At 71.0% G+C, this 20,228-nt stretch carries 22 protein-coding genes and 1 riboswitch; of the genes, 16 read left to right on the plus strand and 6 right to left on the minus strand.

The annotated features are described in order from the left end of the window. Positions 1–17 precede the first annotated feature (17 nt). Genes PV363_RS01735 through PV363_RS01755 form a run of 5 tightly spaced genes read left to right on the plus strand, consistent with a single transcriptional unit; the run spans position 18 to position 5,096 of the window. Positions 18–1,157: a sugar phosphate nucleotidyltransferase gene (locus tag PV363_RS01735; RefSeq protein WP_220365090.1), complete on the plus strand. Its 1,140-nt coding sequence runs from the start codon at positions 18–20 to the stop codon at positions 1,155–1,157. Between the two features lie 48 nt (positions 1,158–1,205). Then, positions 1,206–1,790 carry a hypothetical protein gene (locus PV363_RS01740; protein ID WP_220341771.1) on the plus strand — a complete coding sequence of 195 codons (585 nt, stop codon included), beginning with the start codon at positions 1,206–1,208 and terminating at the stop codon, positions 1,788–1,790. Positions 1,791–1,828: 38 nt separating this feature from the next. Then, positions 1,829–2,488 (plus strand): YcnI family protein, encoded by a 660-nt coding sequence (locus PV363_RS01745; RefSeq protein ID WP_301021567.1) that lies wholly within the window; start codon positions 1,829–1,831, stop codon positions 2,486–2,488. Then, positions 2,485–3,024, plus strand: coding sequence for a copper resistance CopC family protein (locus PV363_RS01750; protein ID WP_220341769.1), 540 nt, complete (start codon positions 2,485–2,487; stop codon positions 3,022–3,024). Before PV363_RS01745 ends, PV363_RS01750 begins: the two co-directional genes overlap by 4 nt. Next, positions 3,021–5,096, plus strand: a complete 2,076-nt coding sequence (locus PV363_RS01755; protein WP_220345148.1) for a cytochrome c oxidase assembly protein — start codon at positions 3,021–3,023, stop codon at positions 5,094–5,096. The genes PV363_RS01750 and PV363_RS01755 overlap by 4 nt, the downstream gene beginning before the upstream one ends. A gap of 33 nt (positions 5,097–5,129) precedes the next feature. On the opposite strand, the gene PV363_RS01760 is transcribed toward PV363_RS01755, so the two are convergent. Next, entirely contained in the window at positions 5,130–5,753 is a 624-nt protein-coding gene (locus PV363_RS01760) for a superoxide dismutase (RefSeq protein ID WP_220341767.1), read from the minus strand. A gap of 165 nt (positions 5,754–5,918) precedes the next feature. Here PV363_RS01760 and PV363_RS01765 point away from each other — a divergent pair, with 165 nt between their 5' ends. The 11 genes from PV363_RS01765 (at position 5,919) to PV363_RS01815 (ending at position 15,793) form a co-directional block, all read left to right on the plus strand. Further along, the gene (locus PV363_RS01765; protein ID WP_220341766.1) at positions 5,919–6,518 is read left to right on the plus strand and encodes a CDP-alcohol phosphatidyltransferase family protein; all 600 of its coding nucleotides are present in this window, start codon (positions 5,919–5,921) and stop codon (positions 6,516–6,518) included. Positions 6,519–6,525: 7 nt separating this feature from the next. Then, positions 6,526–7,344, plus strand: a complete 819-nt coding sequence (locus tag PV363_RS01770; protein ID WP_220345147.1) for a DUF881 domain-containing protein — start codon at positions 6,526–6,528, stop codon at positions 7,342–7,344. After that, positions 7,341–7,673: a small basic family protein gene (locus tag PV363_RS01775; RefSeq protein WP_220341764.1), complete on the plus strand. Its 333-nt coding sequence runs from the start codon at positions 7,341–7,343 to the stop codon at positions 7,671–7,673. Before PV363_RS01770 ends, PV363_RS01775 begins: the two co-directional genes overlap by 4 nt. Before the next feature lie 8 nt (positions 7,674–7,681). Continuing rightward, entirely contained in the window at positions 7,682–8,425 is a 744-nt protein-coding gene (locus PV363_RS01780; protein ID WP_220341763.1) for a DUF881 domain-containing protein, read from the plus strand. A gap of 15 nt (positions 8,426–8,440) precedes the next feature. After that, positions 8,441–8,818, plus strand: a complete 378-nt coding sequence (gene gcvH / locus PV363_RS01785; protein WP_220341762.1) for a glycine cleavage system protein GcvH — start codon at positions 8,441–8,443, stop codon at positions 8,816–8,818. Between the two features lie 116 nt (positions 8,819–8,934). Continuing rightward, positions 8,935–9,405, plus strand: coding sequence for an FHA domain-containing protein (locus PV363_RS01790; RefSeq protein WP_301021568.1), 471 nt, complete (start codon positions 8,935–8,937; stop codon positions 9,403–9,405). Beyond that, entirely contained in the window at positions 9,402–10,127 is a 726-nt protein-coding gene (locus tag PV363_RS01795) for a MerR family transcriptional regulator (protein ID WP_220345146.1), read from the plus strand. The genes PV363_RS01790 and PV363_RS01795 overlap by 4 nt, the downstream gene beginning before the upstream one ends. 10 nt (positions 10,128–10,137) lie before the next feature. Continuing rightward, positions 10,138–10,611 carry a bifunctional nuclease family protein gene (locus tag PV363_RS01800; protein WP_220341759.1) on the plus strand — a complete coding sequence of 158 codons (474 nt, stop codon included), beginning with the start codon at positions 10,138–10,140 and terminating at the stop codon, positions 10,609–10,611. A gap of 221 nt (positions 10,612–10,832) precedes the next feature. Then, on the plus strand, positions 10,833–11,330 hold the full coding sequence (locus PV363_RS01805) for a MerR family transcriptional regulator (RefSeq protein WP_366525437.1): 498 nt from the start codon (positions 10,833–10,835) through the stop codon (positions 11,328–11,330). A gap of 54 nt (positions 11,331–11,384) precedes the next feature. Then, a riboswitch (glycine riboswitch) is annotated at positions 11,385–11,475 on the plus strand. Positions 11,476–11,549: 74 nt separating this feature from the next. Beyond that, positions 11,550–14,450: an aminomethyl-transferring glycine dehydrogenase gene (gcvP, locus tag PV363_RS01810; RefSeq protein WP_301021569.1), complete on the plus strand. Its 2,901-nt coding sequence runs from the start codon at positions 11,550–11,552 to the stop codon at positions 14,448–14,450. Then, positions 14,447–15,793: a serine hydrolase domain-containing protein gene (locus PV363_RS01815; protein WP_301021570.1), complete on the plus strand. Its 1,347-nt coding sequence runs from the start codon at positions 14,447–14,449 to the stop codon at positions 15,791–15,793. Before gcvP ends, PV363_RS01815 begins: the two co-directional genes overlap by 4 nt. Before the next feature lie 16 nt (positions 15,794–15,809). Here PV363_RS01815 and PV363_RS01820 read toward each other — a convergent pair whose 3' ends face one another. The 5 genes from PV363_RS01820 to PV363_RS01840 form a co-directional block, all read right to left on the minus strand. Next, positions 15,810–16,445 (minus strand): response regulator transcription factor, encoded by a 636-nt coding sequence (locus tag PV363_RS01820; RefSeq protein ID WP_255559070.1) that lies wholly within the window; start codon positions 16,443–16,445, stop codon positions 15,810–15,812. Continuing rightward, on the minus strand, positions 16,442–17,665 hold the full coding sequence (locus tag PV363_RS01825; RefSeq protein WP_301021571.1) for a sensor histidine kinase: 1,224 nt from the start codon (positions 17,663–17,665) through the stop codon (positions 16,442–16,444). Before PV363_RS01825 ends, PV363_RS01820 begins: the two co-directional genes overlap by 4 nt. 28 nt (positions 17,666–17,693) lie before the next feature. Then, entirely contained in the window at positions 17,694–18,449 is a 756-nt protein-coding gene (locus PV363_RS01830; protein ID WP_220341754.1) for an ABC transporter permease, read from the minus strand. Continuing rightward, on the minus strand, positions 18,446–19,381 hold the full coding sequence (locus PV363_RS01835) for an ABC transporter ATP-binding protein (RefSeq protein ID WP_301021572.1): 936 nt from the start codon (positions 19,379–19,381) through the stop codon (positions 18,446–18,448). The genes PV363_RS01830 and PV363_RS01835 overlap by 4 nt, the downstream gene beginning before the upstream one ends. A 117-nt stretch (positions 19,382–19,498) precedes the next feature. Beyond that, on the minus strand, positions 19,499–20,228 hold a 730-nt coding region (locus tag PV363_RS01840), incomplete at its 5' end, for an alpha/beta fold hydrolase (RefSeq protein ID WP_301021573.1).

Raw genomic sequence — 20,228 nt, forward strand, 5'->3', positions numbered from 1 at the left:
GAGCCTAGAGTTCCAGGATGGACCGTCTCGACATCATCGCCATCGTGCTCGCCGGGGGCAAGGGAAGCCGCCTCGGCGAGCTCACCGACCGACGCGCCAAGCCCGCTCTTCCGGTCGCCGGGACCTACCGGCTCGTCGACATCGTGCTGTCGAACCTCGTGCACAGCGGGATCAGCGACGTGTGGATGATCGAGCAGTACCTGCCGGGCAGCCTCAACGAGCACCTCGCGCACGGCCGCCCGTGGGACCTCGACCGATCCTGGGGAGGGCTCCAGGTGCTGCCGCCCTTCGAGGGGACGGAGGGGAGCGGGTTCGCGCAAGGCAACGCCGACGCCATCGCCCGCCAGGTGGAGGCACTGCGGGACCGCTCGCCCGACGTCGTCCTCGTCCTGAGCGCCGACCACCTCTACACCCTCGACCTGCGCGACGTCCTCGAGACGCACACGAACGCGGACGCCGACCTCACGGTCGTGACCACCACAGGCGTCCCGGACGCTTCACGCCACGGCGTCCTCGAGACCGACGACGACGGCCGTGTGACCGGCTTCGCGTACAAGCCGGACGAGCCGGCCACCGACCTGGTCGCCGCCGAGATCTTCGTCTACCGGACGACGGCGCTCCTCGACACCATCGACGAGCTCCTGAAGAAGCACGACCAGCTCGACGACTACGGCGACCAGCTCGTACCTCACCTGGTGGACCACGCTCGCGTGGTGGAGCACAGGCTGGAGTCCTACTGGCGGGACCTCGGCACGATCAACGGCTACTGGCAGGCGCACATGGACCTGCTGGACCGGACCGGTGTCAGGCTCGACGACCCGCAGTGGCCCATCCGGACCGCAGCACCCGTCCGCCTGCCGGCCTGGCTCGCGCCGTCCGCCGAGGTCCACGAGGCGCTGCTCGCCCCCGGCAGCCGCGTCGCCGGCTCGGTGCGGCACAGCGTCGTCGGACCGGACTGCCAGATCGCCGAGGGCGCCGAGGTCATCGACAGCGTCCTGCTCGAAGGGGTCAGCGTCGGGGCAGGGGTGCGTCTCGTCGGCGTGGTGGCCGACGCCGGCGCGGAGATCACCGGTGGCTCGGCGCGCGGTTCCGACGACGCCGTGACCTTGATCAGCGCCGACGGCAGCGTCTCCGACCGCGAGCCGCGCGAGGGGTGAGGCCGGGGACCTCGATCTCCCACGACGCGGTCAACTAGGCTGGCGGGCGTGAGCACGGTCGTCCACCAGGCAGCAGGCGCGCCCCTCTGGCGCGCGGCGCGCGCCACGGTGGTCGCCGCGACGGCGCTCTGCGTCGCGTTGCTCGGGCACCTGTCCGGCGGGGGTTCTGTCCCGTCCGGCCGGACGGTTGTGGTGACCGTGGCGGTCGCGGCCGCGCTGGCCTACCGCCTCGCCGCGCGCCGGTGGACCGTGCGGACGTTGAGCGGGTTCGTGCTCGCGGTCCAGGCCGGCGTCCACCTCTGGTGCTCGATCGCGGGAGCCCAGGCCGGGCCCGTCGCTCCATCGACGGCATCGCCGGGTGCCGTTCCCGACGCGGCGATGCTCGCCGGCCACCTCGTGGCGACCGTCGCGACCGTCGCCCTGCTCCGCCACGGCGACGCCGCCCTCGTCAGCGTCCTGTCGCTGGTCGTCGCCCGGCCGGTGCGCCGCCTCGCGTACGCCGCAGGTGCGCTGGTCGTCCCGGTTCTCCCGCGTCCGTCGCGTGACGTGCGGTGGGCGACCGACTCGTCGCCGCCGGCCGTCCTTCTGCTCGGCCCGACGGTCAGCCGTCGCGGCCCCCCTGTGCGGGTCTGACCCTCCGTCACGCACCCCCACCAGCAGAAAGCACCAGCATGAAGACGTTCGTCGTGCGATCCGGCGTGCTCGCCGGATCTGCAGCCCTCGCCCTCGCCACCGTCCCGCCGGCCGCCGCCCACGTCGGCGTCGACGCCCCGGACGCGGCGAAGGGTGGATGGTCCACCCTGTCCTTCCGCGTCCCGACCGAGTCCGACACCGCCAGGACCACCGGTCTCACCGTCACCTTCCCCAAGGGCGTGACGTTCGAGTTCGTCAGCACCCGGACGAAGCCGGGGTGGAAGGTCACCAAGATCGAGGACCGGTCCGTGACCTGGACCGCCGAGCCCGGCGCCGGTATCGCGCCGGGCGAGTTCGACGTGTTCGACCTGCGGGTCGGACCGCTGCCCACCGACACCGACACTCTCGTGTTCCCCGCGACCCAGACCTACTCCGACGGCTCTTCGGTGGCCTGGGACCAGCCGACCGAGGAGGGAGCCGAGGAGCCCGAGCGCCCCGCGCCGGTGGTCACACTGGCCGACGCCGGGGAGGGCGGCCACGGGTCGCACGGCGCCCAGACCACCGACGACTCCTCGGACGCCGCCGACGACGACTCCGAGGGCGTCGACGGCTGGTTGGTCGGCGGGATCGCGGTCCTGGCCCTCGCGGTCGGCGTGCTGGGCGCCAGCCTTGTCCGCAGGAGGTCACGGTCCTCATGAACCGGGCCGCTCGCAGCGTGCGCGACGCCGCGCTCGTCTGCGTCTCCGTCGTCGGGCTGCTGCTGCTCAGCAGCCCGGCGGCGGTCGGTCACGCCGCCCTGGTGTCCAGCTCGCCCGAGGACGGCTCCACGGTGGCGACGCTGCCCGCCGAGATCGTGCTGACCTTCAACGAGAGGGTCACCACGCCCGCGTTCGTCGTGGTGGAGGCCCCTGACGGCACCGACGTCACGGCCGGCGAGGCACGGACTGACGGGGTGGCGGTGCGCGCCCGGCTCGACGACGCCGAGATCGCGGGGGAGTACCGGGCCTCGTACCGCGTCGTCTCCGCCGACGGCCACCCCATCAGCGGATCGGTGTTCTTCACCGTGACCGAGGGGCGTACCGTCGACAAGACCCGGGCCGACGACCAGGAGGCCCACCAGGAGAGCTTCCTTCACGCGCACCGTGCACACTTTCTGTGGGGTGCCGCCGGAGTGGTCGCCGCGGCAGCGCTCCTCCTGTGGCCGCGGCGGCGAGAGGACAAGGAGTCGTCATGACCGCGCCCGTGCGCTGGACCCTTGCCGGGTTCCTCGTGACGTCCGTGACGCTGTACGTGGCGCTGCAGCTGGGGGGAGCGGCGCCTGAGCCGCCGCCTCCGGGGATCCCCGACCCGGGGCCGTTCACGGGATGGGCGATCCCTGCTGTGAAGGTCGTGTCCGACCTCGCCGGCCTCGTGACCGTCGGCTTCCTGACGACGGCCGCGTTCCTGCTGCCCTCGAGCGCCCGCGAGGTGCAGGGGCTCTCGGCCCGTGCCGTACGCCGGGCGGCTGTCGCTGCCCTCGTCTGGGCCGCCGCCGCTCTCGTCCTCTTCGCGCTGAACGCCGCCGCGACCCTCCTCATCGGCGTCGACGAGCTCTCGTGGAGCGTCCTGACACAGTTCTTCGACGGTTCCTCGCTGGGCTGGGCGCTGGTCGCGCAAGCGGTGATCGCACTGCTGGTGGCCGTCCTCGCCCGCCGCACCTTCAGCGTCAGGGCCACGGCGCTCCTGCTCGGGCTCGCTCTCGGAGGGTTCGTCCCGCAGGCCCTCTCGGGACATGCCGCCGGATCGGGGTCCCACGACCTGGCCGTGGTCAGCATGCTGCTGCACCTCGCCGGCGCCGCGCTCTGGGTCGGCGGCCTCGCCGGGCTGGCGTGGATCGCGCTCCGCGGGAGCCGGCGGCTGCCGGCCGGCGTGTCGCGGTTCTCGACGCTCGCGCTGTGGTGCGTGGTCATCATCGGGATCTCCGGAGTGGTCAACGCGGCGACCCGCCTCCAGGACCTCGGCGACCTCGACTCGCAGTACGCGCTGCTGGTGTGGGCGAAGGTCGCTGCGTTCGTCGTCCTCGCGATGATCGGCCTCCTGCACCGTCGCCGTACGGTCGTCGCGCTCGAGCGCTCCGGCGGTCTCGTCGAGGACGGGCCCGCACAGGGGCGCGCCCGCTACCTGTTCCTCCGCGTCGCCGCGGTCGAGCTCCTCGTGATGGGGATGACGGTCGCGGTCGCAGTCGCCCTGTCCCGTACCCCCACCCCGCGGCCGGCCGACCTCTACCAGTCGCCCGCCGAGGCGATCCTCGGTGGGGCGCTCCCGCCGGCGCCGACGCTGTGGCACCTCGTCTGGGGGTTCACCGCCAACGGCGTCGGGCTCGCCGTCGTCGGGCTCGGGCTCGCCCTGTACGTCGCGGGCCTGCGGGTGATGCGCCGTCGCGGCGACACGTGGCCGCTCGGACGCACGATCGCCTGGATGTCGGGCCTGCTCATGGTCGCCTGGGCGACCTTCGGCGGCCTGGGCGTCTACTCGCACGTCCTGTTCAGCGCCCACATGGTGTCGCACATGGTGCTGAGCATGGTCGCGCCGATCCTGCTCGTCCTCGGTGCGCCGGTGACGCTGGCGCTGCGGACGCTCCCTGGTCCGAGGCAGAAGGGCGACGTGTCCCCGCGCGCGATGCTCGTCTCGTTGCTGCACTCACGCTTCGTCAGCGTCGTGACGTTCCCGCTGTTCGCCGCGGCGATCTTCGTCGGCAGCCTGTACGGGCTCTACTTCACCCCCATCTTCGAGAACGCGATGGAGAGCCACATCGGCCACGGGCTGATGGAGCTGCACTTCCTCGCCGCAGGCGCGCTGTTCTACTACGTGATCATTGGGGTCGACCCGTCTCCGCGGCGGCTCGCCCCCCTCTGGCGGTTCGTGATCCTCCTGGTGACGATCCCGTTCCACGCGTTCTTCTCGATCGCGTTGATGGCGATGACGACGGTCGTCGCGGGCGGCTACTACACCTCGCTCGACCGCCCGTACGCCACCGACCTGCTGGAGGACCAGTATCTCGGCGGCGGGATCGCCTGGGCGATGGGCGAGGTGCCGCTGGTGCTCGTGATGGGCGCCCTGTTCGTCCAGTGGTTCCGGTCGGACGCGCGTGAGGCGGTGCGTCACGATCGCAGTGCGAACCAGAACGACGACGCCGACCTGACGGCGTACAACGCCTATCTCGCGCAGCTCGCCGAGCAGCGCCCGAGGCGCGGCCCGGGGGAGAGGACCGAGGAGACGGCAGGAGCCCGGACCGACCCGAAGGCCGACCGGGCTCCCGACCGCTGAGGCGGCTAACGCCTCAGCACGCTGCGCGTGCGGTCACGGCACGTAGAGCGACGTGGTGTTCGTGCGCGCTGCCTCGAACCGGGCCTGGACGTCCGCCCAGTTGACGACGTTCCACCATGCCTTGACGTAGTCCGCCTTGACGTTCTGGTACTGCAGGTAGAACGCGTGCTCCCACATGTCGAGCATGAGGAGCGGGACCAGTCCGACCGGCAAATTGCCCTGGTGGTCGTACAGCTGGCAGATGATCGGGCGCTGACCCAGCGTCTCCCAGGCCAGGATGGACCAGCCGGAGCCCTGGATACCGAGTGCCGTCGCCTCGAAGTGGGCGCGGAACTTGTCGAACGACCCGAAGAAGCTGTCGATCGCAGCACCCAGCTCGCCATCGGGCTTGTCGCCGCCGTCGGGCGACATGTTGGGCCAGAACACCGAGTGGTTCACGTGTCCGGCGAGGTTGAACGCGAGGTTCTTCTCCAGGAGGTTGACAGTCGACAGCCCGTTGGTGTCGCGGGCCTCGGCCATCTGCTCCAGCGCCTGGTTGGCGCCGTTGACGTACGTCTGGTGGTGCTTGTCGTGGTGCAGCTCCATGATCTTGCCGGAGATGTACGGCTCGAGAGCTCCGTAGTCGTACGGCAGATCGGGCAAGGTGTACTCAGCCACGTGTCCTCCATCGATTCTCTTGAGTTGTGCTCACAGTCTCGCAGCCCTCACGGCGGTGCAAGCGCCGGGTTCGTCAGGTGATCCACCGAGCGCGTATGGGCAGCGGTTAGTCTGGGGTCGGCCGTGACTCCCGCGTCAGCGACGCCTCTCGAGTGAAGGAACCCAGTGACCGCCGCCCCGAACGCCTCGAGTGCCGAGCGTGTCCTGACGATCCCCAACGCGCTCAGTGTCGTCCGCCTCCTCGGCGTGCCGGTCTTCTTGTGGCTGGTCCTCGGCCCTGAGGAGGACGTCCTGGCCCTCGTCGTGCTCGTGGTCTCGGGCATCACCGACTACCTCGACGGCTACCTCGCGAGGCGGCTCGGCCAGACCTCCAAGCTCGGCGCGCTGCTCGACCCGATCGCCGACCGGCTCTACATCCTGGCCGTGGTCTTCGGTCTCGCGATGCGCGACATCATCCCGTGGTGGCTGGCCCTCATCCTGCCGCTGCGCGACCTCATGCTGTTCGCGCTCGTGCCGTTCCTGCGGACCCGCGGCTACAGCTCGCTGCCGGTGCACTTCCTCGGCAAGGCCGCGACCGCCGGCCTCCTGTACGCGTTCCCGCTGCTGCTCCTCGGTGACGACACCGGCACGGTCGCCGGCCTGGCCCGCGTCTTCGGCTGGGCGTTCGCGATCTGGGGCGTCGCACTCTACTGCTGGGCCGGTCTGCTCTACGTCTGGCAGGTAAGACGTCTGATGACGACCATGCCGCCGGTGAAGGCCCGCTAGGAGCGCCGTGACGGACCGCAGCACGACGTCGGGGGACGTCACGGGCAACTCCATGACGCTCCTGCAGACCATCACCGACAACCCGCTCGACGACGACTACTACACCCACGCGCCGCACGCTCGCACGTCGCGCGGGCGTCTGGCCGCCATCGCGGTGGTGGCGTTCTTCACCCTGCTCATCACTCTCGCCCTGCTCCAGACCCGAGCGAGCCGCCCGGCCGTCGAGACCGAGCGCGCCGTGCTGACCGGCCAGATCGACCAGCGCAGGACCGAGATCGCCGCCTTGCAGGAGGACGTCGCCGCGCTGAGCGGGTCGGTGGCACGGCTCCGACGTGAGGAGTCGGGGGCCGAGGCGCTGGCGAGGGCTCGCGAGCAGGCCGCCGTCGTCGGCACGGTGGCCGTGACCGGCCCGGCGCTGCGCGTCACCGTCGACGGGGCACCGGACGCCGACGCAGGCAGTGCTGAGCGGGTTCGCGACAAAGACCTCCAGCTCCTGGTCAACGGGCTGTGGCAGGCCGGTGCGGAGGCGATCGCGATCAACGGCAACAGGCTGACCGCGATGTCCCCGATCCGTTCTGCCGGAGAAGGCATCACGGTCAACTACCGCTCGCTCACGAGCCCGTACGTCGTGACCGCGATCGGAAACCCGCGTACGCTTCCCGCCAACTTCGCCGAGACCCCTGCGGCGCAGGCCTGGAGTGGACTGAAGGAGAATTTCGATATGCGGTTCGACGTGAGCGCGCGCACCGAGGCCACCCTCCCCGCGGCGCCCCGTCGCGCCTCGACGATCCGCAACGCAAAGGTGCTGGAGGTGGAGGAGAAGTGATCGCCGTCCTCGGCCTCGTGGTCGGAGCCGCGTTGGGGCTCCTCTTCGAGCCGACCGTGCCCGCCGGCCTCCAGCCGTACCTCCCGATCGCGGTCGTCGCCGCCCTCGACGCGGTGTTCGGTGCGATCCGGGCGTACCTCGACGGACGCTTCGACGACAAGGTCTTCGTGGTCTCGTTCATCTCCAACGTGCTGATCGCGGCGCTCATCGTGTTCGTCGGCGACCAGCTCGGAGTCGGGTCCCAGCTCTCGACGGGCGTCATCGTCGTGCTCGGGATCAGGATCTTCTCCAACGCCGCAGCGATCAGGAGGCACCTCTTCCATGCCTAGGCAGAGTCATGAGTGAGCGCCAGGCACCCGACTCGGCGAAGGCCTGGGCGCGCGTCAGGCACGCCCTCACCGGGCGTCCGACCCGCGGCCAGTGGGTCGTGGCCGCGCTGTTCCTCGTGCTGGGATTCGCTGCGGTCACCCAGGTCCGCTCGGCCAACGACGACGGCTACGCCGGCATGCGCCGCGACGAGCTCGTGAACCTCCTCGAGACCCTCGACAGCACCGAAGACCGGTTGACGCAGCAGCGCGCCGACCTGTCCGCGACGCAACGACGTCTCCAGCAGAGCTCCGAGCGCAACCAGGCCGCGATCGAGGAGACCCGCAAGGCGGCCGACACGCTGGCCATCCTGGCGGGGACGGTACCGACCGTCGGACCAGGCGTCGTGATCACGATCGAGGACCCTGACTCCACGGTCGGGGCGAGCACGCTCCTCAACGCCATCGAGGAGCTTCGCGACGCCGGGGCAGAGTCGATCCAGGTCAACGGCGTGGTCCGGGTCGTCGCCCAGTCCTACGTCACCGACTCGCCCGAGGGCGGGGTCCGCATCGACGGCCGCGAGGTGAAGCGACCCTTCGTGATCGAGGCGATCGGCGACTCCCATACGCTGGACCAGGCCGTGGTGTTCCGAGGCGGGCTCGTCGACCAGGTGGAGGCACTCGGTGGCGACGTCGCCGTCGAGCAGACGAAGTCCCTCGAGATCACCGCACTGGCCGAGGAGCGCGAGGCCGAGTACGCTCGGCCCGCACGTTGACGACGAGGAGTGACCGTGATCCCCGAAGACCTCCAGTACAGCGCCGACCACGAGTGGATCCGGCTCGACGGCGACACCGCGACGATCGGGATCACCGACTACGCGCAGGACCAGCTGGGAGACATCGTCTACCTGCAGCTGCCGGCGGTCGGCGACACGGTCGAGGCGGGCGCGGTGATCGGAGAGCTCGAGTCGACGAAGTCGGTGAGCGACCTCTTTGCGCCGGTCACCGGCGAGATCGTGTCGGTCAACGATACGCTCGAGGCGAGCCCGGAGACGGTCAACGCCGACCCCTACGGCCAGGGCTGGCTGATCACGGTCCGGGTCGCCGATCCGGCGGCGCTCGACGGTCTGATGGACGCCGCCGCGTACGGGGCGGCGACCGAGTCCTGATCGGCCCCGCCGTGGTCCCGTGTGTCGGTTGACCGCCCCACGGCGGGCACGTAGGTTTCATGCAACAGTCGTCAACCTGAAGCACCGGTTGAGAGTAGCGAAGGGGATCCCCGCCAATGTCGCGCACGAACGAGGACGAGCCGAACCAGGACGTCCCCGAGAGCCCGTCTGAGACGACGTCGACCATCTCGTTGCCCCCGACGTCGGACACCGACCTCGGGTCGGGCGGTGGGTTGAGTGCGGACGACGCGGCGGCGCTCGATGCGCTGCCGCCGGGCTCGGCCCTCCTGGTCGTCCAGCGGGGGCCGAGTGCCGGCTCGCGCTTCCTCCTCGACACCGAAGAGGTGTCGGCGGGACCTCACCCCGACAGTGACATCTTCCTCGACGACGTGACCGTGTCGCGGCGTCACGCCGTGTTCCGGCGTACCGAGGAGGGCTTCACCGTGAGCGACGTCGGCAGCCTCAACGGGACCTACGTCAACCGCGACCGGATCGACGACGTCCTGCTCAGCAGCCGCGACGAGGTGCAGATCGGGAAGTTCCGCCTGGTCTACTACCCGAGCGCCGCGGGGAGCACCGCTTCGTGACCCAGGCCGCGCCGAACGCCGCGCGGTTGAGCATCGGGGAGGTGCTCGACGAGCTTCGTACGGACTTTCCGGACATCTCGATCTCCAAGATCCGTTATCTCGAGACCGAGGGCCTGGTGGAGCCGGAGCGGACGCCGTCGGGCTACCGGAAGTTCTCCCGGGCCGACGTCGAGCGCCTGCACCTCGTGCTGCGCGTGCAGCGGGACACGTACTGGCCGCTGAAGGTCATCCGGCAGAAGCTGGACGACCTCGACCGGGGGATCCTCTCCTCCGACGACGAGGGGACCCTTCAGGTGCCACGGGTGATCATGTCCTCGGACGGGCTGCCTGGGCCTGACACGTTCGCGAGCAGCCCGAAGGACATCCGGTTCCGACGCTCCGAGCTGCTGCAGGCGTCCGAGATCGACGAGGATCTGCTGGACGAGGCGGAGCAGTACGGTCTGGTCGCCCCTTCGTCCGGGCACTTCACCGAGGCCGACGTCGTGATCGCCAAGACGCTCGGCGAGCTCGCGGCCTTCGGGCTGGAGCCGCGGCACCTGCGCTCGATCCGTACCGCTGCCGACCGCGAGGTGAGCATGCTCGAGCAGATCGTCGAGCCCCTGCGACGGCGGCGCGATCCGGAGTCTGCGGCAAGGGCCGACGAGACCGCGCGCAACATCGCGTCGCTCTCGGTGCTGCTCCACACGATGCTCGTCAAGAACGGACTGCGCCACCGGGGGTAGGCTGAGTCTCGTGCGGGAGCTCGATGTTGTCGGCGTTCGGGTGGAGATGCCCACCAACAATCCTCTGGTGCTGCTCCGTGAGGTCTCGGGGCCGCGCTACCTACCCATCTGGATCGGTGCGGTCGAGGCGACGGCGATCGCCTTCGCCCAGCAGGGTGTGGTGCCGCCCCGGCCGTTGACGCACGACCTCCTCAAGGAGGTCATCGAGGCGCTCGGGGACGAGCTCACCGAGGTGCGCATCACCGAGGTCAAGGACCACGTCTTCTATGCCGTCCTGGTCTTCGCCTCGGGCGCGGAGGTGGAGGCGCGCCCGTCCGACTCCATCGCGCTCGCGCTGCGCACAGGCACGCCGATCTACTGCGACGAGGACGTCTTGACCGAGTCCTCGGTGGGTGTGCCTGACGAGGAGGAGGAAGAGGTCGAGAAGTTCCGAGAGTTCCTCGACGAGATCACGCCCGAGGACTTCGAGCAGGGAGGTTCCTGACCCCAAAAGTCATCCTGGACTCGAGGTTCAGGGTCATCCCGGCGAGTCGCGGCCGATGTCGTTGACCCCCCGGGGGAGCGGCCCTACTTTGAACGGGCAGATGATGGTGCGAGACGGAGGCTCCGGTGAGCGGCAAGCAGAACTCGACGACCCAGCACGACGAGGGTGTCGCCGCGGCGCGTGAGGCGGCCAGCGATCAGGGCCTCCTCTTCGACGACGACGTGGCGAGAGTCCCGGAGGACACGGGCTTCCGTGGGCCGAACGCGTGCAAGGCGGCGGGGATCACCTACCGGCAGCTCGACTACTGGGCGCGCACGCAGCTCGTGGAGCCGTCGATACGGGATGCCAGCGGCTCGGGCACCCAGCGGCTCTACTCGTTCCGCGACGTGCTCCTGCTCAAGATCATCAAGCGCCTCCTGGACGCCGGCATCTCGCTCCAGCAGATCCGCACGGCGATCCAGCACCTCCGTGAGCGCGGCACCGACGACCTGACCAGCGTGACCCTGATGAGCGACGGAGTGTCGGTGTACGAGTGCCGCTCGGCCGACGAGGTCATCGATCTGCTCCAGGGCGGCCAGGGTGTCTTCGGCATCGCGATCGGTGGGGTCTGGCGCGAGATCGAGGGCACGCTCTCCGACCTTCCGAGCGAGCGCATCGTCACCGGGGCCGATCCCGACGACGAGCTGGCTGCGCGCCGCAAGGCGCGTCGCGTCGGCTGACGCACGGCCTCCGCTGTCCGGCCCGGCGGTGCTAGCCTGGCCGGGTACGGCCGAACACGTCACGCGGGAGAGCCCGCGAGCGTCGCGGCGCCGAAGGGGCAATTCCTCCCCGGAACCTCTCAGGCACCAGGACCGCGTGACCCAGGCACTCTGAAGCGTGACGACGCGTGACAGAGGGGGAGGGTTGACCGACCCACCCGAGCCTGCGGGAGATCGCCGATGAGCGACCAGTCCACGTCCCTTTCCGGGCCAGCACGGCCCACGCTGTCCGAGCTGGCCGGCGCAGCACCGTTCGCCACCCGCCACATCGGCCCTGACGCCGCCGAGCAGGCGACGATGCTCGAGGCGCTGGGTTATCGCAGCCTCGACGACCTGATGTCTGCAGCCGTACCCAAGGGGATCCGTCTCGGCGAGACCCTGTCGTTGCTGCCGGCGCTGTCGGAGCCGCAGGTGACCGGCGCGCTTCGCCAGCTCGCCGACCAGAACAACCCCGGTGTCGCGATGATCGGTCTGGGCTACCACCCGACCGTCACACCGGCGGTCATCCGTCGCAACGTGCTCGAGGACCCCCGCTGGTACACGGCGTACACGCCGTACCAGCCCGAGATCTCGCAGGGGCGGCTCGAAGCCCTGATCAACTTCCAGACGATGGTCGCCGACCTCGCCGGGCTCCCGACCGCCAACGCCTCGCTCCTGGACGAGGGCACGGCGGCGGCCGAGGCCATGACGCTGACGCGCCGGGCCGTGCGCGCCAACGCCACCAAGCCGTTCGTGGTCGACACCGGTTGCCTTCCCCAGACGCTCGCCGTCGTCCGTACGCGTGCCGAGGCGATGGGCATCCCGCTCGTCGAGGCCGACCTCTCCGGGGGACTTCCCGACGTCGACCTCTGCGGTGCGCTCGTCGCCTACCCTCGCCACGACGGCGCGATCGTCGATCCCAGCGACGTCATCGCCGCCGTGCACGAGCGTGGCGGTCTCGCGGTCGTCACCGTCGACCCGCTCGCGTCGACGCTCCTCGCCTCGCCCGGGTCGCTCGGCGCCGACGTCGTGGTGGGTTCGAGCCAGCGCTTCGGCGTGCCGATGTTCTACGGAGGCCCTCACGCCGGGTTCATCGCCGTCAAGGACGGGCTCGAGCGCCATCTGCCCGGCCGTCTGGTCGGCGTGTCCGTGGATGCCGAGGGCCGCCCGGCGTACCGGCTCGCGCTGCAGACCCGCGAGCAGCACATCCGCCGCGACCGCGCGACGTCCAACATCTGCACGGCGCAGGTGCTCCTCGCCGTGGTGGCGTCGATGTACGCGGTCTTCCACGGGCCCGAGGGCCTCCGGCAGATCGCCTACCGGGTGCACCGGTCCGCGGCCGTGCTCGCCGAAGGGCTGCGCGCGGGTGACGTCGAGGTCGTGCACGAGACGTTCTTCGACACCGTCCTCACCAGGGTTCCCGGCCGGTCCGACGACGTCGTGAGCGCAGCCCGGGCCCGCGGTATCCACCTACGGCGCGTCGACGCCGACCAGGTGGCGATCTCGACCTCGGAGGTCACGACGCCGTCGCACCTCGAGGCGGTGTGGGAGGCCTTCGGGATCGACGGACTCGACCTGCCCGCGATCGACGCCGCCGCCCGCGACTCCCTGCCGCAGGCACTCGAGCGCGAGGGCGGCTTCCTCGAGCACCCGGTCTTCAACACCCACCACTCCGAGACCGAGATGCTGCGCTACGTGACGCGGCTCGCCGACCGCGACTACGCGCTCGACCGGGGCATGATCCCGCTCGGCTCCTGCACGATGAAGCTCAACGCGACCACCGAGATGGAGCCGGTGAGCTGGCCGGAGTTCGCCGACCTCCACCCGTTCGTTCCCGGCGAGGACGCCCAGGGCACGCTGCGGCTGGTCAAGCAGCTGGAGTCCTGGCTCGCGGAGGTGACGGGCTACGCCGCGGTGTCGGTGCAGCCCAACGCCGGGTCGCAGGGCGAGCTCGCAGGGCTGCTGGCGATCCGCGGCTACCACCGCAGCCGCGGCGACGTGCACCGTGACGTCTGCCTGATCCCATCCTCCGCGCACGGGACCAACGCCGCGTCGGCGGTGATGGCCGGCATGCGCGTCGTCGTGGTCAAGGCTGCCGACGACGGCGAGGTCGACCTCGCCGACCTGCGCGCCAAGTGCACCGAGCACGCCGACGACCTCGCCGCGATCATGGTCACCTATCCGTCGACCCACGGCGTCTACGAGCACGGGATCACCGAGCTGTGCGACGTGGTGCACGGTGCGGGCGGCCAGGTGTACGTCGACGGTGCCAACCTCAACGCGCTCCTCGGGCATGCCAAACCGGGTGAGTTCGGCGGCGACGTCTCCCACCTCAACCTCCACAAGACCTTCTGCATCCCGCACGGCGGAGGCGGACCCGGTGTGGGTCCCGTCGCGGTGGCCGAGCACCTCAAGCCGTTCCTGCCGAGCCACCCGATGGCACCGCTCGCCGAGGACCGCGAGGGGATCGGGGCGATCAGCTCCGCCCCGTACGGCTCGGCCGGGATCCTGCAGATCTCCTGGGCCTACGTCGCCCTCATGGGCGCTCAGGGACTCACCGAGGCCACCTCGGTCGCCGTGCTCAACGCGAACTACGTGGCGCACCGCCTCGGTGAGCACTTCCCCGTGCTGTACGCCGGCGACCACGGGCTGGTCGCGCACGAGTGCATCCTCGACGTCCGCCCGCTGACGAAGGCGAGCGGCGTCAGTGTCGACGACGTGGCGAAGCGGCTGATCGACTACGGATTCCACGCTCCCACCATGAGCTTCCCGGTCGCCGGCACGCTGATGGTCGAGCCGACGGAGTCGGAGTCGCTGGCCGAGATCGACCGGTTCTGCGAGGCGATGATCGCGATCCGAGCCGAGGCCGAGACCGTCGCGCGGGGCGAGGTGGCGCTGGGGGAGAGCGCGCTGCGTCGCGCTCCGCACACGCTCAAGGCGCTGGCAGGTGAGTGGGACCGCCCGTACGACCGTGACCTCGGCGCCTTCCCGACCGGGAGCCACGTCGACAAGTACTGGCCGACGGTCGCCCGGATCGACCAGGCCTACGGCGACCGCAACCTTGCGTGCGCATGCCCGCCTCCGGAAGCATTCGCGGAGTGACCGGACAGACCGACCCCGTCCTCCCTCCGACCGCTCTCCACCTCCACGCCGCCGTGGCGTCGGCACAGGCGACCAGCCGCGCGCCGTCCCTCAGCGCGGCCGTCGTCCGCGACGGGTCGGTCGTGTGGCACGGCGCGCGGGGGACGTCGGTGCGCGCCGGAGAGACCGCGCGACCGGCTCCCGCGACCCAGTACCGCATCGGGTCCCTCACCAAGACGCTCACTGCTGCGCTCGTGATGCAGCTGGCTGACGAAGGCGCGCTCGACCTGGCAGACACCGTCGCCATGTACGTCCCCGAGGGTCCCTTCGCCGAGGCCACGATCCGTGGCCTGCTCTCGCACGCGGCCGGTCTGCCGGCGGAGCCCGCCGGCCCGTGGTGGGAGCGCAGCCCCGGTGGCTCCTACGAGGCGCTGGTGGGCGCGAACGCCAACGCCTCGCGTGTCCTCGCGCCGGGGGAGCGGTACCACTACTCGAACCTCTCCTACGCGATCCTCGGCCGCGTGGTGGAGGCGCTTCGCGGCGCGCCGTGGGCGGACGTGCTGACCGAGCGCATCCTGGCTCCGCTCGGCATGTCCCGCACGACGTACGCCGCTGCTGCACCGCACGCGGACGGCTACTCGGTCGAGGCCCTCACGGGCATGCTCGTCGCCGAGCCGCTCCAGGACACCGGCGCCATGGCCCCGGCAGGCCAGCTCTGGAGCACACCGGCCGACCTGTGCCGGTGGCTCGGGGAGCTCGCCCGCCCGACACTGCTCAGCGATCACGCGATCACCGCGATGACCACGCCGCAGTCTGCCGACCCGGACGAGAAGGGCGCGGGCGCGTACGGGCTGGGCCTGCGGCTGTCGGTTGCGGGGGAGCGCGTCCTGGTCGGTCACGGCGGATCGATGCCTGGATTCCTCGCCGGTGCGTACGTGGACCGTGACAGCGGCGTCGGCGCCGTCGTGCTGGCGAACACCGCGTACGGACTGGACGTGGGCGACCTGCCGCGCACGCTGATCGAGACCGTCCTTGCGCACGAGCCGGTCATCGCCCCGGAGTGGACACCGACCCGCGAGCTGCCCGAGGGCGTCCGTGAGCTCCTCGGCACCTGGCACTGGGGTCACCAGCCGTTCACGATGGCCTACGACGGCAACGTCCTCGTGCTGGCCGCCGACGGGGGCAGGGCGTTCACGTTCGCGCCCGACGGAGTCGATCGCTGGATCGGGCTGAGCGGCTACTCGCTGGGGGAGCCTCTCCAGGTCGTGCGACGCGAGGACCGCACGATCAGCCACCTCGACATCGGCACGTTCTGCTACACCCGCGTCCCGTACGACCCGTCGGTCCCGATCCCGGGCGCCTGACGGCAGCCGCCCGGCGTCAGGAGCCGCCGAGGAGGCCCCGCTCGTACGCGGTGGCGACGGCGGCGGCGCGGTCCTTGACGCCGAGCTTCTCGTAGACGTGCCCGAGGTGCGTCTTGACGGTGGCCTCGCTCACGAAGAGCGTCTTCGCGATCTCGCGGTTCGGGCGGCCCTTCGCGACGAGGGCCAGGACCTCCGCCTCGCGCGGACTCAGCTCCTGCGACCGGGAGCGCACGCGTGAGACCACGCGGGTCGCCACCGCGGGGGAGAGGACCGACTCACCGCGTGCGGCGGCGCGGATCGCCGCGAAGAGATCGTCGCGGCGGGCGTCCTTGAGGAGATAGCCGGTAGCGCCCGCATCGAGGGCCGCCATGATGTCTCGGTCGGAGTCGTACGTGGTGAGGACGAGGATGCGCCCTGCGAATCCCCGCTGGTGCAGCGCGGAGATCGCGTCCACCCCGCCCCCTCCCGGCATCCGCAGATCCATCAGGACGACGTCGGGCCGGTGCGTCATCGCGAGTCTCACACCTGCCGGTCCGTCGGACGCCTCGCCGACGACCGCGAACTCGCCCGCCCCCTCGAGCATGCCGCGCAGACCGTCGCGGACCACAGGATGGTCGTCGACCAGGACGAGGCGGAGCACGGACTCGATCATGGTGCCTCCGACGGGATGCGGAGCGAGACCGCCGTCCCACCTCCGCGCTCCGACTCGACGATCAGCGCCCCGCCCGCCCGCTCGGCGCGCCGCCGCATGCCGATGATCCCGAACCCTCTGCCGTCACCGCCGACCACCCGGGAGACGTCGAACCCTCGGCCGTCGTCGCGCACGTCGAGGATGGTCTCGTCGTCGGTGTAGGAGAGCGTCACGCCGACCCGCGAGGCTCGCGCGTGCCGTCCGACGTTGGTCAACGACTCCTGGACGACGCGGAGCACGACGGCCTCGGCGGCGGCGTCGACCCGCGTCGGGGTACCCGTCACCACGAGCTCGGTGTCGACCCCGGTCTCCGCCGACCACTCGCCGGTGCGCAGACGGACCGCGTCCACGAGGTCGAGATGGTCGAGCGCGGCAGGGCTGAGGGCCTGGACCGAGCGCCGTGCCTCCTCGAGGGAGGCACGGGCGAGCTCCGCGGCGCGCTTGCGGTGTGCGGCGGCGGCGTCGTCGTCAGGGCTGTCCTCGGCGGCCTGGAGCTGCGTCACGATCCCGGCAAGACCCTGGGCAATGGTGTCGTGGATCTCGGCGGCCAGACGCTCACGCTCCTCATGGATGCCGGCCTCGCGCGCCCTCGCTGTGAGCGACTCCTGCAGGGCGGCGTTCTCGCGCAGCGCCTCCTCGAGCGCGGTGATCGTCGTCGAGCGCTCCTCAGCAAGGTCCGACTCGTTGTGCGAGATCGCCGTGAACAGGAGGACGAGACCGGCGTTGAGCACGAACAGCCCGGCGAACGCGGCCGCCTGGCCCGCGCTCTGGGGCGGGAGACCGCCCGACTGCGCTCCCGCCATCGTGGCCGCGGTGACGAGCAGCACCGCCCACGTGGCGCGCTTGCGGAGGAACACCGAGGCGTCGTAGTAGCCGATCGACGCGTAGATGCTGAAGAACGGGTTCAGCCAGGAGAGCACGAACGCGAGGCCCGTACGGGCCACGACGTACGCCTTTCCGAGCCAGTCGTCGAGCGGCTCCTGCCACCGCCGGGAGACGCACCACCAGTGGGCGAGCCCCGCGACGACGGTGAGCGCGGCCAGGAGCGGGAGCCGGTCCGCCGTCCCGACCGCCTGGGCGAGCGGGACGGCGAGGGCGAGCGACAGGACGAGGAGGGGATACGCCCCGTACCGGAGGAGGACGCTCCACCGGCGCTCGATCCGTGCCGAGAGGTCGTTCATGTGCACTCCGTCGCCCGTCGCATCCGGTTCACTCCCAACGGAAGTATCGCGCAGCCAACGACCCGAGCCCCACCGTCCAGACGAGCAGCACCACGACGTGCAGCAGCTCCGGTGTCCGACCCGCCGCCGCCTCGTCGAGCGCGAGCGCCGCCGCGCCGTTCGGCGTCAACGCGACGATGTCGCCCAGCAGGCCCGGCAGGACGGTGACCGGCAGCCAGACGCCCGAGGTGAACATGGACGGGAAGAACACGACCGTCCCGATCGCCGCGGACGCCTTGGTCGACGGTGCCAGTCCTGAGATGAGCCCACCCGTCGACAGGTTCGCGAGGACCACGAGGACGAAGATCCCCAGGTACGTCAGCGGCGCGCCGGGCAGGGCGACGTCGAAGACGAGACGGCCAACGCCGATCGCCAGCACCGATCCCGCGAGGATGCCGGCACCGTGCAGCACCCACTGGGCCATGAGGATCTGCGTCGGCTTGGCCGGAGTCGTCGCGTACCGTCGCAGCACCTGGTTCTCGCGATACCCCGAGATGATCGTGGGCATGGACATCAGCGACGCCATGATCGCCGACAGCAAGATGGCGATCGGCACGTACAGGTCGATGACGCGGATCCCGCCGAGGCTCTCGTCCGGCTCCCGGAAGGACGGGATCGCACCGAGGATGGACAGCAGGATGGTCGGGAAGAGCACGATCCAGAACATCGCGCCCGGCTCGCGCAGCATGAGCCGGGACTCGGTCCGCAGCATCGCGGTGGTGGGGGAGGTCGTGGCGGTGCTCATCGGACGGTCTCCTTCTCGTCGGCGTCTGTCATGAGGTCGAGGTACGCCTCGTCGAGGGAGGACTCGGTGATCCGCAGGTGCTCGGGCCGGACGCCGGCGTCGCGGAGCCGGTCGAGCACGAGGAGCACCGCGCTGTCGTCGCAGGCGACCTGGACCCGCTCGGCGCGCTCCATCACGTCGGCGACACCGGCGACATCGGTGAGGAGGGCGGGATCGAGGGGAACGGCGGTCCCGAAGGACATCACGAGCGGCGCCGCCGTACGGCTGATCAGCCCGTCGGGGGTGTCGGCGACGAGGATCCGCCCTTGCTGCACGAGCGCGATCCGATCGCACAGGTGCTGCGCCTCCTCCATCAGATGTGTCACGAGGAGGATGGTCGTGCCCTCCTCGCGCACCTCCTCCACCAGCTTCCAGACCTCCCTGCGCGAGGCCGGGTCGAGCCCGGTGCTGAGCTCGTCGAGGAGTGCGACCCGCGGCCGCCCGACGAGAGCGAGCGCGATCGCCAGCCGCTGCTGCTGACCGCCGGACAGCTTGCGCCACGGGTGGTCCATCCGCTCGGTGAGGCCGAGTCGTTCGGCCAGCTCGTCGGGGTCACGGGGGTCGTCGTAGAAGGAGGCGAACAGGTCGAGCGCCTCGCGGACGCGTAGCTTCGGCTGGAGGCCGGCGCTCTGGAGCTGCACCCCGACCGTGCGCTTCAGCGCGTCGCGGTCCTTCTCCGGGTCCAGTCCGAGCACGCCGATCGTGCCCGCGTCGGGCCGACGGAGCCCGGCGATGCACTCGACCGTCGTGCTCTTGCCCGACCCGTTCGGCCCGAGCACGCCGAAGATCTCCCCCTCGGACACGCTGAGGTCCACGTGGTCGACGGCCACCACCGGGCCGTACGTCTTGCGCAGACCACGAACCTCGATGGCGGGCGCTGATGTCGTCGTCATAGGTCCATCCCACCGTCTGGCGTGACGTCGGCGCATCAGCCGATCGGCTGGACCTCGGTCCGCCGGTCGGTGCCGACGGACGCGATTTGCCCGCCGGCCCGCGCGGGCTCCCCAGGGTCAGAGGGAGGTGGCGGCGGCGCGCTCCCGTGACCACCAGTCCTGCAGCGCGGCCACGGCCGGCGCGGGCGCCTTCGCCCACGCGAGGTGGTCGATCTCCGTCCCGGCGGGAGCGTCGGCTCGGCGGTAGTCCCACCACGTCACCGACTCCTCCCGTACGGCACGCACGAGCGCTCGGGCGGCGCGGGGGACCGAGAGCTCGTCGCCCTCGACCTGGAGGACGAAGGTCGGCAGATCGAGCGCGTCGTGCGGAAGGGGTCCCTCGGGATAGGGGAACCGGCGGCGACGCACCAGCCGCGCCCACTCCCGCATCAAAGTCTTGGGCTGCGGGCCCCCGAACCCCCAGGCCGGCCAGTAGCCGTAGGCCGCCGTCACCGACGGTACGGCGGCGGCGAGGCCCCAGAGGCCCCAGCCCCGGCCTCCGTACCGCCGGAAGTAGGGCTCGGAGGCTCCTGCGAGGACGAGTCCGTCGGCATCGCCACCCGACAGCAGGTGTCCGAGCGCCACCTGCCCGCCCAGGCTGTGTCCGAGAAGGACGACGGGGATGCCGGGGTGCTGGTCGCGGACGCGGGCGACGTGGTCACCGAGTGCCGAGGCGAGGTCGGCGTACCCCCAGTCGTTCTCACGGGACGGTCGTTCGGTGTCACGGTCGACGCCGCGTGCGGCGAGGATGCAGGAACTCCAGCCGATGACCGCGAGCTCGTCGGCGAGCTCGCGGTAGTAGCGGGAG

It is taken from the genome of Mumia sp., from assembly GCF_028803055.1.
In the GTDB taxonomy this organism is placed as follows: Bacteria; Actinomycetota; Actinomycetes; order Propionibacteriales; family Nocardioidaceae; genus Mumia.